12 protein-coding genes and 1 pseudogene are annotated in these 11,718 nt (G+C 59.7%); 5 read left to right on the top strand and 8 right to left on the bottom strand.

The window, feature by feature from the left end; all coding sequences use genetic code 11:
* Positions 1-98 precede the first annotated feature (98 nt).
* The 3 genes from QZ564_RS04630 (at position 99) to QZ564_RS04620 (ending at position 2,945) form a co-directional block, all read left to right on the top strand.
* The gene (locus QZ564_RS04630) at positions 99-737 is read left to right on the top strand and encodes a hypothetical protein (protein WP_297105366.1); all 639 of its coding nucleotides are present in this window, start codon (positions 99-101) and stop codon (positions 735-737) included.
* Positions 738-852: 115 nt separating this feature from the next.
* On the top strand, positions 853-2,160 hold the full coding sequence (locus QZ564_RS04625; protein ID WP_297105363.1) for an O-antigen ligase family protein: 1,308 nt from the start codon (positions 853-855) through the stop codon (positions 2,158-2,160).
* A gap of 86 nt (positions 2,161-2,246) precedes the next feature.
* Positions 2,247-2,945, top strand: coding sequence for a metallophosphoesterase family protein (locus tag QZ564_RS04620; protein ID WP_297105360.1), 699 nt, complete (start codon positions 2,247-2,249; stop codon positions 2,943-2,945).
* A 147-nt stretch (positions 2,946-3,092) separates the two neighbouring features.
* Here QZ564_RS04620 and QZ564_RS04615 read toward each other — a convergent pair.
* From QZ564_RS04615 to QZ564_RS04600, 4 genes and pseudogenes are all read right to left on the bottom strand, one after another.
* A pseudogene (locus QZ564_RS04615) lies at positions 3,093-3,739 on the bottom strand (IS5 family transposase).
* 122 nt (positions 3,740-3,861) lie between these two features.
* Positions 3,862-4,602 carry a sugar transferase gene (locus QZ564_RS04610; protein WP_297105542.1) on the bottom strand — a complete coding sequence of 247 codons (741 nt, stop codon included), beginning with the start codon at positions 4,600-4,602 and terminating at the stop codon, positions 3,862-3,864.
* Between the two features lie 389 nt (positions 4,603-4,991).
* The gene (locus QZ564_RS04605; RefSeq protein WP_297105358.1) at positions 4,992-5,150 is read right to left on the bottom strand and encodes a hypothetical protein; all 159 of its coding nucleotides are present in this window, start codon (positions 5,148-5,150) and stop codon (positions 4,992-4,994) included.
* 514 nt (positions 5,151-5,664) lie between these two features.
* Positions 5,665-6,231 carry a transglutaminase-like cysteine peptidase gene (locus QZ564_RS04600; protein ID WP_297105355.1) on the bottom strand — a complete coding sequence of 189 codons (567 nt, stop codon included), beginning with the start codon at positions 6,229-6,231 and terminating at the stop codon, positions 5,665-5,667.
* A gap of 288 nt (positions 6,232-6,519) precedes the next feature.
* Between QZ564_RS04600 and QZ564_RS04595 the strand changes: the two genes are divergently transcribed.
* Complete coding sequence (locus tag QZ564_RS04595) at positions 6,520-7,281, top strand: NAD kinase (RefSeq protein ID WP_297105352.1); 762 nt, start codon at positions 6,520-6,522, stop codon at positions 7,279-7,281.
* Positions 7,282-7,290: 9 nt separating this feature from the next.
* Here the strand turns inward: QZ564_RS04595 and QZ564_RS04590 are convergent, their stop codons facing one another.
* The 4 genes from QZ564_RS04590 to QZ564_RS04575 all read right to left on the bottom strand — a co-directional run bounded on the left by QZ564_RS04590 (position 7,291) and on the right by QZ564_RS04575 (position 10,329).
* Positions 7,291-8,490, bottom strand: coding sequence for a DUF2336 domain-containing protein (locus QZ564_RS04590; protein WP_297105350.1), 1,200 nt, complete (start codon positions 8,488-8,490; stop codon positions 7,291-7,293).
* Positions 8,491-8,585: 95 nt separating this feature from the next.
* Complete coding sequence (locus QZ564_RS04585) at positions 8,586-8,738, bottom strand: hypothetical protein (protein WP_297105348.1); 153 nt, start codon at positions 8,736-8,738, stop codon at positions 8,586-8,588.
* Between the two features lie 113 nt (positions 8,739-8,851).
* Entirely contained in the window at positions 8,852-9,658 is an 807-nt protein-coding gene (locus QZ564_RS04580) for a transglycosylase SLT domain-containing protein (RefSeq protein WP_297105345.1), read from the bottom strand.
* Between the two features lie 83 nt (positions 9,659-9,741).
* Positions 9,742-10,329 carry a nitroreductase gene (locus QZ564_RS04575; RefSeq protein WP_297105342.1) on the bottom strand — a complete coding sequence of 196 codons (588 nt, stop codon included), beginning with the start codon at positions 10,327-10,329 and terminating at the stop codon, positions 9,742-9,744.
* Positions 10,330-10,516: 187 nt separating this feature from the next.
* Here QZ564_RS04575 and QZ564_RS04570 point away from each other — a divergent pair, with 187 nt between their 5' ends.
* Positions 10,517-11,488, top strand: a complete 972-nt coding sequence (locus QZ564_RS04570; protein WP_297105337.1) for a hypothetical protein — start codon at positions 10,517-10,519, stop codon at positions 11,486-11,488.
* Positions 11,489-11,718 lie beyond the last annotated feature (230 nt).

Below are 11,718 nucleotides of genomic sequence, written 5' to 3'. Positions count from 1 at the left end.
ATCAACTGGCGTCCACCATCATTGGTGATCAACCCGCCGACTCTGGCCGACCCTAAAAGATGATGAGCAGAACACACCGTTTTTCATTGTGGGGCCTATTGGCCGTATCGCTCGGCACCGTGGCACTTGGCTCCATGGCATTCCACAAAGAAGCTGGTGCCAATACAGTCGGATCCGGTTTCACCGGGCTTCCGCAATTCATGAGCATGTCAGCCGAGGAGACGGTGCTGCCCCTGTCGATCCAAGGCCGCCGCGCGTTCTTGCGGCGGTGCGAGCTGATCTTGCAGGAAACTGCGCCTTTGGCTTTTCGCTTCGCAACCGAAGAGCAGCAGGAAAACGCCCAGCCGCTTTGCCGCAGCATTGCCGAGCAATCGGTATCCGCATCCCCAGCCGATTCCTATGCCTGGTTGATCCTTGCCACCGCACAGCTGCGCCAAGGCGATCAAGAGGCGGCTGAGACCAGTATTGTCCGGTCGGCCCTGACGGGCCCGAACGAAAGCTGGCTCGCCGCGGCTCGATTTGAGCTCGTCCAGAGCGCCCCGGACGCGGTTTCGGATCGTATTCGGGCGGTCGCCGACGCGGATACCGCGGCCCTCGTCCCCTCCAACCGAGGTTGGGTCGTGGCACGCGAATATGTCACCAACCCGGCCTTCCGCGAACGCGCTGAGACAATAGTCGAAGCCCAGCCTGAGGCCGTTCAACGTCGCTTCCTTTCGCTGATCCGGCGGCAACTCTAAAGGTGTCATTTTGAGCATGGCGGCCCTAGGACTTTCCCATCTCGGACGCGCAGGGGGTTTATTGAACGATCAGTCGCGTAGCCGGCCCCAGAACCGTTTCGCATTATGGGCTCTCTTGGTCCTCTTCGCGCTGGTACCCCTGCCTTTTGCCAGCGCACGCCCGTTCATCTGGACGATTTGGGGGATTTACGCCGGTCTCATCGCAACGGTCTTCTTCGCCTGGCAGCTGCGTTCAAGGTCACAATTGCGCGTGCCCCTTACGGCACACCCCGTTCCGACCGCACTTTTCGGCCTGACATTTATCGCTCTATTGTTGCAGCTCGTGCCGGTGGGAGCAGTGCCCATTCTGGCTGAAGGCAATATCGTTCTGACGGCACCACAGACCAGCGTTGCGCCGGGCCAGACCGTCCTGATGCTCCTGCGGCAGTTAAGCTTCGCACTCGTCGCAGTTTTGATCATGCAGCTGGGGATCAGTGACAAGCGCCGTCCGGTCCTGTTGCATGGGCTAATCGTCATCACGCTTGCCTATGCGGCCTATGGACTTGTTGCTCTGAGAACGGGGGACACCATTCTTGGCCTGCCCAAATGGGCTTATCTCGGCTCCCTGACCGGGAGCTTTGTCAATCGGAACTCATTTGCCACCTTTCTGGGCTTTGGCGCCATTCTGACGTTAGCCCATGGCTGCGCGGTGCTGAAGCGGCAGGCCGAACGGCACCGGGACGACGGCTGGATCACTGGGCTGCGCAGCAATGTCATCCTCTATGGCGCTGCCTATGCGTTTCTCATGCTCGCAATCGTGGGAACGCAGTCCCGCATGGGCCTGTTCGCCGCCCTTGCCGGATCGGTTGTGGTCATCGTCGCCGCCCTGCTGGCCATTCGCCGCTTGGGCCTGCTTCTCGTGCTCATTCCGCTGGGGGTCGGCCTCATCGTGGCCTTGCTTTGGTTGTTCGGTGGCGGGCTCCTCGAACGCATCGAATGGCAAGGTTTTGGTTCCGATAGTCGTCTTCTGCTCTACCAGCAGGTGCTGGATCTGATCGCGCTACGGCCCTTGACCGGTTTTGGCGGCGGCACATTCGGCATTGCCTTCCCGATCGTCCACCAGTTGCCGCTAAGCCCTGATTTGGCCTGGAGCATGGCGCACAACACCTATTTAACGCTCTGGGCAGAACTGGGCCTGATCGCCGGGTCGATGCCCATTCTTGCCGTCGGCTTCATTGCCTTCCGCCTGCTGCAGGCAATGCGGCAGGATATTGGCTCCTGGACCGCTCAGATTGCCGCTTTCGCGGTGATCGTGCAGGTGGCAATCCATTCCACCGTTGATTTCAGCCTGGAGATCCCTGCCAACACCTTCCTCTTCGTCGCAATCGTTGCGGCTGGCCTCGCCACGACGTCGCGCGCGCAACGCGGCAATTCGCATCGTTAGTCATGTTCGGGGCTTTCAAACGTCTCTGGGGCCGATCGCAGCCACAGCACCCCACAAGCGGCAGCCGACATATCCGGCTCGAACAAATGCCTTCAGCGCTTTACGCGATCGGCGACGTGCACGGGTGTCTTGCGGAACTGCAGGAATTGGAAAGGCAGATCATCGCGGATGGCATCCGCTTCGAGGGGCCAAAGCTGTTGATCATGCTGGGGGACTATGTCGATCGTGGTCCGGAGGCGGCCGGCGTCATCGATCACCTGCTCGCCCCCCCTCCTCCAGGGTTTGAGCGTATTTGTTTGCAGGGCAATCATGAGGTCATGGCAGCCGAGTTCATTGAACGCCCCCATCGGTGGGCGCAGTGGTTCGAGCTTGGCGGCCTTGAAACCCTTAAGTCCTACGGGCTGCCGACAGCGCAAGTTCCAGCAATGGGGACCCGGCGTCTTGAACAGATGCTCAGGGCCTATATCCCCGAGGAGCACCTGGATTTTTTGAATAGCCGCCCATGGACCGTCAGCCTACCTGGCTGGCTCTTCGTCCATGCTGGCGTCAAACCCGGCGTTTCTCTCGAAGACCAGTCCCCGTCGGACCTGCATTGGATCAGGGAAGAATTTCTAGGGGCGAACAACGCCTATCCGGACCGTGTGGTCCATGGACACACTCCGACCAGCGCCCCCGAAGTCACGCCCGGCCGCATCGGCCTGGACACCGGCGCCTTTGCCACTGGCGTGTTGAGTGCTGTCCGAATTACTCCTGATGGATCAACGAGCTTTTTGCAGACCGCGTGATGGGCCGCACATCCCGCGATCGGCGCGCGCACCAGGCGCTCCTGAAACACTGATCTGTGCAGATTAGGCCCTGTTGACATAAGTTGGCATCCATAGCTTTGCGGCGGCGAATGCCAGGAAGCCAAGGAATGAGACGGCGGTCTTGTCTTATCGGGTTGCGATGCGCCGGAACTGCTTGAGCTTGTTGAACATGCGCTCGACCCAATTACGTTCCTTGTAGGCACGGTAATCGCAGGCGATGGCCTCTTTATCGTTGGCCTTGGGCGGGATGACCGCCAGAATCCCCTTGAGCAGCAGGCTGGCGCGGACATCGTCGCTGTCGTAGCCCTTGTCAGCCAGCATCAGCCTGGGTTTGGCGACAGGCAAGGAGATCAGGTCATCGATGGCCTTGTAGTCGGAGGCTTCGCCGCCGGTGAGGACGAAGCCAAGAGGGCGTCCCTGACTGTCTGCGCCGGCGTGGATTTTGCTCGTAAAGCCGCCGCGGCTTCGACCAAAACCCTCCTTATGAGTCCCCCTTTTGCGCCCGCTGCCTGAGAGTGGCCGAGCACCGTGGTGCTGTCGATCATGTGCTGCCAGTCGTCGGTGAGCCCAAGCTCGACCAGCGTTTCCAGCAAGGCGTCCCAGACCCCTTGCTCTGCCCAGCGCCGGAACCGGACATAGACCGAGTTCCACTTGCCATAGCGTTCGTGCATGTCGCGCCAGGGGCAACCGACCCGCAACACATAGAGCATGCCATTCAGAAAGCGCCGGTTGTCCAGGGCTGGCCGAGACCACCGACCACGCTCGGCCGGCAACAATGCCCCTACCAGCGCCCACTGATCATCAGTCAGATCGCCCCGAGCCAAAACTGCCTCCTCTGAAAGGAAGCCTTGAATCAGCCAGGCAGCGATTTGGGAATCCCTTTTGTCAACACAGCCTAGTTGCCGCTTCCGGTGAAGAACTCGCGAACCACGGTTTTCGCGATGATTTTGAGATCCAGCCAGACGGAAAAATTCTGGATATAGGCCAGATCATGATCGATGCGTTCACGCGCTAACCGCCGGTCCCGCGTGGACCCTCGCAGGCCATTGGCCTGTGCCCAACCGGTGATCCCGGGCGGCATCGCAAGGCGCTCATCGTAGTAGGGCACGAGCTCCCGATAGGACCGACCGCCGGCCAGCATGCCCGGAACATGTGGTCGCGGGCCTACAAGGGACATATCGCCAACAAGAACATTGAACAGCTGCGGCAGCTCATCAATGCTCGTCCGGCGGATGAATTGCCCGACCGGGGTCACCCTGGGGTCATTGTCCTGCGTCTGCGAGACGCCTGAGAGATCACAGCTCTCGATGCGCATTGAGCGGAATTTGAGCGCATCAAACAGCTTACCCCCCTGCCCTTCGCGCGCCTGTCGAAAAAAGACCGGCCCAGGGCTGGAGGCCTTGATGGCAAGGGCCACAAATATGAGCAATGGCGCGAGAATGACCAACCCAATCGCGGCACCAGTAACGTCGATAACCCGTTTGATGGCCAGCTGCAGGCGGCGCGACGGTTCGCTATTATCCGGCATCGTCGTCCAGCGCACGGGCAGACCCGAATGCCAGCTTATCCGCTGACGGTATTCGAGGACTTGATGATCTTGAGAAGGCTCCCGGTCGACATCGTCGAGCGGATACATGCCCACTTGGGCGACACCATCCAAAGTTTCAGCGCGCGCTAGACTGTCCACGATCTCTGTTCCCTCTGCACCAGGGTGGTCACATCATTTTTGTGCCGCAGTATGAGTTTAACAGAAAGTTTACGATCGCCAAGTCCAAAAACGCTCCGGAAGACTTCAAAACCAGCTAACGTGGCATGAATGAGCAATATTCCACTTGCGTGGTTAACTTGACGCGGCCCGAAGCCACAGTCCCCTTCGAGTTAAGAAACACAATTCTCTTCAAGCAAGCAGTCATGCGCAAGAAGCATCGCCCCCATGAACATGCGTAATACTTGGAATGCGCGCAAAAAAGGCGTGAACTACGCTCACGCCCTCAGTGACTAGTATGAAATGTAGAGAAAATGCCCTTAGACCGGGCTAGCCTCATTGCCGCCAACCGCGCCGGAATCGGGCAGCAGCTCTTCGAAGAGTGCGTCGATAACGTCACCGCCACCTCGAGCCCGCACTTCAGCGCGCAATTCCGTGAACGACTGCAGCGCCACCGCGGGATCAATTCCAGCTGCCACCAAGGCCGCCGAATAGGCATTAATCGCCGCTTCGCATGCAGGTGGGGTCCCAAGCGGCGGGGTGCACGCCACAAGCACCGCCTCATACAGTTCTTCAAACCCTGGGACAGGTGCGGCGATCGGCTGAACCGCGCCAAGAGACATTGCAGTCATTACCCCAGCTGTCAGTATTGATGCAAATCGGTTCCGCATCTCACTCTCCTAAAGTGCGCCGCGACAAGGTTTTAGATTGCCTTGGCTCCACGGTCAAGCATGGTGTTTACGTATTGTTAGTCTCATTCGCAAGTATGGCGCGTTAAATATGGTAAAGCCCGATGTCTTTTGCGCCACAAACTTCCTCGTTCGATGGTGTTTGGAATAATTCTTGGGGCTGCAACTGGTTCGCGCGAGCGCGTTTCCGCAAAGCAGGCATGCGCCAGACGCATAACTTGCATGTGGCGACCGAGGATTTGTAAACAAAACAACAAAAGGTCCCGCAGACGCGGGACCTTGCAACTATGATTTCTTCGGACTGCTAGCCCGCGGTCCAACGCATCGGATTGGGGCCGGACATGGAGCGAATATTGTAGCCCGAAGCCCGGAGCGTCTTGACCGAATTGTTCAGATTGTCGAGCACGTAGTCGCCTTGGCTGGTCCGAACGACCAGGACAGCGTGGGGCTCACCCCGGCGCGTATGCGTGTAGGCGATCCGGAGCGACCCGGCCGAGACACCATGGCGAATGAGCATGCTGCGCTTGCTGATAACGTAGTCCTCGCAGTCACCCGCAGTCGGGTTGAGGCTCCAATTGTCAGAGACATCCACCTTGGGTCGAATGGCCCGGTTCACGTGAACATTGACCTGCTTGAGCATGGCCATGAGATCGGGCGTCATGGTGACTTGCCCGCTGCCGCCCGAGCGGCATTCGCTTCGGTTCTTGGCGCAGAAATACTGCATGGAAAGCGGCGTGATGGCCGCCATCTGAACGACCGGCTCAAAAGCCGGGGCGGTCGATGTCTGGTGATAGGCGGATGCACCGCCGGTGGAAGTCACGACGAGCGCGAGGACCAGGCCCGCGATCTTCATGGAAAACTTGGTATTCATTTGCGCCATCCCTGATGCGTTGATGGCATCAGAATGCGCGCGAGACATTGCGCCTGCCTAAGCAGGATAGATACAATTTTATTCAATTTGACGCGGTTCCTGCCGCATCTTCCAACTCTCCTAAGATTGCAGTCGCAACGGGTCCTTGCGGCCCGTAGGCAGTTTTGAAGCGAGATGTCGGCAAATTTGATTCAATAGCATTGGACATCCGCGCGAGCCGCCGCGCTGGCACACGCGAACCACTCGTGCTAGGCAGGCGCCCTGAAAATCGCCGCAGGGGCCAGCCGCATGTGTCAAATCTGTTTCGTCACCAACGAAACACCCACTGCTGAAGCGGCGGCCGAGCGTCTTCGCAGGCGCTATGGCGAGGTGGGTCTCAACGCGGCCGACTATGTCGTGGCGCTGGGCGGCGACGGCCTGATGCTGCAAACGCTGCACCGGGTAATGCAAACCGATAAACCGGTCTATGGTATGAATTTTGGGTCGGTGGGGTTCATGATGAACACCTTCAGCGAGGACGACCTGCCCGACCGTCTGATGGCCAGCCAGCGCACCCGCATTTATCCTCTCGCCATGGACGTTATCGATATTGCCGGCAACGCCCGGACGGCTCTGGCTCTAAACGAAGTCTCTTTATTTAGGTCCACCTATCAGGCGGCCAAGCTCCAGATCCTGGTCGATGGCGAAGTGCGGTTGGACGAGTTGATCTGCGACGGGGCCCTCCTCGCGACGCCGGCTGGCTCGACGGCCTATAACCTCTCCGCGCACGGCCCCATCCTGCCCATCGAGGCGCCGCTCCTTGCGCTCACCCCCATTTCCCCGTTCCGCCCAAGACGCTGGCGGGGAGCAATTCTCTCCAACCGGGCGGTCGTCAAATTCATTACGCGGGAGGCTAATAAACGCCCCGTGAGCGCTGTCGCCGACAATGTCGAATTCCAGAATGTCGCGGAAGTCACGGTACGCGAAGACCGCACGCACGGCGTGACGCTTTTGTTTGATCCGGGCACCAGCCTCGAAGAGCGGGTGTTGAGCGAACAGTTCCGCTTCTAGCGCATCCATTTAGGCCGCGGGCAGGACCAGTTGTTGCTGCTCGCGCGGTACCGGCAGTTGGGCATGCGTAGTGCGGTCGAACGCTGCCATGACGCCTCGGGCGGCCTTCCGGGCCAGACTTATGTTCTGCTCGTTGAGATAGCAGAACGCTTCCTCAAGTTCTGCCGGGATGTTCCCGTCATATTCGTTGATCAGTTCTTCGGTCAGCGCCGTCAGGACGTAATGACGCGCTGCTACATCGTCGGCCAGATCAGCGGTCCTGGCGTGAAGCACGATCCGCACCAGCAGGCCGCTGACATTGGACGATAGCCCGCACCGCGAAAATAGCGCCTGAAGGGTTGTGGCGCTGCCGGCTTCGAGAAGCGTAAAAACCTTGCTGGCGCTGGTCGAGGACAGGCCTGCAATGCAGGATGCAAAGAACATCACCCGGCCCGTGGCAATTGCATGTAGCAGCAACCGTGCTGAAACCTGGTCTGTGTCGACGAGCGTCTCGACGAACTGCTCCCGTGCGTCGGTCGCTTCGGCTTCGCCTATGATGGCAACGGCGGTATCCGTGCCGTCTCGCAAAATCCGTCCGAGCCGTTCAGCGGTGAGGGCACCCTTGACCATACGGCAGGTCTTAAGGCTTTCGGTAATCTGCTGCACCAGCATGAGGCGCGCAGTCCCTGGGAGTTCCTTCCGAGCGAGCAGCGCACCTCGTAACCGTCCATCCGTGCCCCTCGACCGGGCGAGTTCGGCGAGAACGCTGCCGTCAATCTTGAGGTCCTGACGCTCCAGAACCCGGATGATGAGGTCGTGATCTCCGCTCGCGATCAGGGCCGCAGCAAGTCGGGCACTGACCTTGCGTCGCTGGGAAATCGCCGTCAGCGCCGCGATGTCGCCCTTGACGATGATGGGCAGGAGATCGGCATCAATCAGAATCGGGGAATATTGCAGCACGGCTCTGGATATGATGGCGCTATCCTGAAGGAGCGCCAGGATCACCGGGCGCGGCGCCCGCTCGGAGTGCAGCAGGCCATAGGCAAGAGCAGCCCGAACCTTGACCGAGCTGTCATCGAGAAACCCGATCAGGGCGGCATAGAGCGCTGCATGCTCGTCAGCCGGGCCGGAGTGGTCGAGATAAGCCATTGCAGCAAGATGGGCCGCATGTCCCCGCTCGTCGCTGTCCCTGGACTGCGACAATTCCGCAAAAGCTTCATAGCCTGTCATCACGCACTCCGCACTGATGTGAGGAGGCTAACGGCCAATCTTTAAGGAACGGTTCACCATAAGGAAGGCGGATCGCGACCGGATCCAGATGCTCATCAGACCCCGGAGATATAGCTAAAGGTCTGGACGATTGCACTCCAGGCCGCAAGCACAGCTACCCACGACAGTAGCGCAAGGCAGGCAATGACGACGCCGCGCGGCAAATGGCCGGTAGACCGCGCCCGAACCTGACGGAAAGACCCTGCCATTCTCGTTTCTCCTTGCCGGAGCGTGGAAACCCTGGGACTACTAGACGTCACACCCCTTAACACTCAATAAAATCAATCCAGCAAATTCAGCCAAGCTGATCGTTCGACCTAGATCATTGCGCGTAGAGCTGCGTGAAAAAGGCCGAGCCGTCATGCTCAGATCCCTCTGTGCCCTCCGCCTCCGTCTTAAAGAGGCCCGTAAAGGACAAATTCTCTTGCGAAAACCGTGACGGCAGCGGCGGTTCGGCGACACGGGTCTGGTTCGCCCCCTCTCCCGTCATTTGCTGAACGGAAAATCCGGGGTTTTGCGGTGCTTCGTGCTTTGCCACCAGCACCTGGTAAACCTGCCGGATGGTACGCGCCTGCCCGTCGCCATCGTAAAAAATGGCCCTGTTGGCGGCCGCCTGACGCGGAAACAGATTAACCGCGACCTGGTCAGGATTTTGAAGTCCCGCCCGAAACATCTTTTCAGCCCCCTGGGCGCCGAGGAAATGGGCGATATAGAGCTCTCCCGCGCTGGGCATGCGCCCAAATTGAGTGCGCAGATATTCGCCATTGGACCGGGTGAACGCCGCCGCCAGATCGGCTGCGATCTCGGGGTTTTCTCGCAATTGCAGGATGTGGGCGCGCTTTGCCGGGTCGGTGATTACATAATCGCCGCCCGAGTTACGGGTGATGGCATCGGCATAGGATTGGTACCCAAGCCTTGGCCCCTCCTCCTTCATCACCTGAAGCCAGGTGCCTTCGAGGAATTGAAATAAACCCACCGCCGTAGACGTGCCCGCGCGCGCCTGCGGGTTGAGGCTGCTTTCACGCATCGCGGTTTGCAGCAGATAGCTGAAATCAACTCCGCTGCGATTGCCCGCGGCATTGAGGGCCTGGGCCAGGCTTTGAGAAACCGAGATGGACTGCACACCCATGGGGGAGCCTGCGAATCGTGCGCTAATGCCTTCAGCTTAGCACTCCAGCACGTTAACACACTGTTAACCCTGGCACTGGAGAGCTAGCGGTTCCCACCACTCCACTTGCGCACGATGGTCTCAAGCGCGGGGCGGGGTCGATCCTCAGGCACGATGGTGGGCGTTCCGATATGGACAAACCCGACAAAGCGCTCGCCTGGTCCTGCGCCCAACATGGCCGCGGCAGCTTCATCGAAAGTGAACCAGCGCGTAACCCAACTGGCGGCATAGCCCATGGCATGGGCGGCATGAACCAGATTAAAGGCGACATTGCCTGCCGAGAGCAGTTGTTCGAAGGCCGGGACCTTGGGATGCTCCTGCGGCGCTGAGAGGACCCCGATGGTAAGGGGCATAGGCAGAAAACGCTGCCGCTCGATCTCAAGGCTCTCGGCATCCAGCTCCGGATTGTTTTGCCGCGCGATTTCGGCCAGCGCCTCGCCGGCTGCAATCCGGTCGTTACCTGCAATCACCACCAGCCGCCAGGGCGTGAGCTTGCCGTGATCCGGCACCCGGGTTGCTATGGTCAGCATCTGAGCGAGTTCATCCTCGTTGGGCCCCGGCTCGCGCAGAAAGGCCGGGCCGACGGAGCGGCGGGACAGCAAGTAATCACGCAGGGCCGCATTAACGGGCATCAATCATCTCCAAACAGTTTCGGCCCAGCCATACCCGCCGATAAGGCCAGCCGTCGACGTAAAAAGGTTTTGAAGTCTCACGCAATGGTTTAAAATCAACAGCGATTGTGACACAGCTTTTCCCCATTCGGGCTCTAGGTGAAGTCGAGAGTCGGTCGCAACACAGGCGCCGCGAGTGGGAGATCAAATGCGTTCGGCAAAAGTTCTGGCAATCCTTATCGGGCTCTCGGCGGCCCTTGGCGCTTTGCCTGCCGTGCAGCCCACGCTTTCCCAGGAAACCGGCGAGATCCCGCCTTTGCCTAGACCCCGGCCGGATCGCGAAGCCATGGTGCCGCCCACTGGAGCGACGAGCGAGGGCGAAACGACGGCCACCGAAGCCATTGCTGCGGTCTCCAGCGTACCGCAGCCGGTCGTACTTACCGCCCGTATCACTGCCGATGGCACGCCAATTCCCGAGGGATTGGTCTGGCGCGTCTTTGAGGGTGCGCCAGGAGAAGATGGCGAAATGGCGCTTATCGCCAAGGCCGACGCCGGCAGCGCACAGCTTGAACTGCCGCCGGGGGAATATGTGGTGCATGTTGCCTATGGTCAGGCCCAGGTAAGCGAACCGCTGACGGTAGTACCAGGCACGACAACCCATGACGTCATTCTCGAGGCTGGAGCCCTGCGCCTGAATTCGGCCGTCACCGGCGACATCCCGATTTCCCCGACGCAACTGCATTTCGACATCTTTACCTCTGGGGACGAAAGCAGTCGCGCGCTGGTCGTCGACAATGTGCCACCTCAAGAGATCGTAACACTCACTTCCGGCACCTATCATATCGTTTCACGCTTCGGCACCGTCAATGCGTTGGTTCGAGCCGATCTTCGGGTCGAGCCGGGTCAGTTGACCGACGCCACACTCTATCACCATGCGGCTGAGGTCTCGTTCAGACTCGTCTCGGAAGAAGGCGGCGAAGCCATCGCCGATGTCGAGTGGACCGTGAAGACTGCGGATGGCGCCACTGTTTTCAGTGAGCGAGGGGCATTTCCTTCCACCGTGCTTGCCGAGGGCGAATACCTTGTCCTCGCTAAGCTCGGCGACCAGGTCTATAACCGGGCGGTCCAGATCCAGCCGGGCAGTCCCCGCGAGGTCGAGGTGCTGACGAGCGTCTATTAGTCCAGCAATGCCGGGGTTGGGAAACCTCTTCGGCCTCAGGCAACAGGTCAAATCAAGACCGATAGCCTCGCTTGGCAGCCACCGAGGCTATACAGTCCGGTGGCTAAGAACAAAAAAGCGTAGCGTGTTGGCACAATGGGCCCTGCCACACGATTTCCGCCCGACCGCCGCGAAAACCGGCATCTGAATTGACGTGGGACCCGATTTTGGATCCCGCGGCAAGGACACAC

It is taken from the genome of uncultured Devosia sp. (genome assembly GCF_913055165.1).
Lineage (GTDB): Bacteria > Pseudomonadota > Alphaproteobacteria > Rhizobiales > Devosiaceae > Devosia.
Note: the sequence above shows the minus strand (reverse complement) of the source record. Positions and strands in the feature narration are given on the sequence as shown.

Coding starts and splice junctions, on each gene's coding strand:
- QZ564_RS04585 (WP_297105348.1), bottom strand. CDS start 8,738: ATGGCAGGGTCTTTCCGTCAGGTTCGGGCGCGGTCTACCGGCCATTTG.
- QZ564_RS04570 (WP_297105337.1), top strand. CDS start 10,517: ATGCGTTCGGCAAAAGTTCTGGCAATCCTTATCGGGCTCTCGGCGGCC.
- QZ564_RS04575 (WP_297105342.1), bottom strand. CDS start 10,329: ATGCCCGTTAATGCGGCCCTGCGTGATTACTTGCTGTCCCGCCGCTCC.
- QZ564_RS04620 (WP_297105360.1), top strand. CDS start 2,247: ATGCCTTCAGCGCTTTACGCGATCGGCGACGTGCACGGGTGTCTTGCG.
- QZ564_RS04610 (WP_297105542.1), bottom strand. CDS start 4,602: ATGTATCCGCTCGACGATGTCGACCGGGAGCCTTCTCAAGATCATCAA.
- QZ564_RS04595 (WP_297105352.1), top strand. CDS start 6,520: ATGTGTCAAATCTGTTTCGTCACCAACGAAACACCCACTGCTGAAGCG.
- QZ564_RS04590 (WP_297105350.1), bottom strand. CDS start 8,490: ATGACAGGCTATGAAGCTTTTGCGGAATTGTCGCAGTCCAGGGACAGC.
- QZ564_RS04600 (WP_297105355.1), bottom strand. CDS start 6,231: ATGAATACCAAGTTTTCCATGAAGATCGCGGGCCTGGTCCTCGCGCTC.
- QZ564_RS04580 (WP_297105345.1), bottom strand. CDS start 9,658: ATGGGTGTGCAGTCCATCTCGGTTTCTCAAAGCCTGGCCCAGGCCCTC.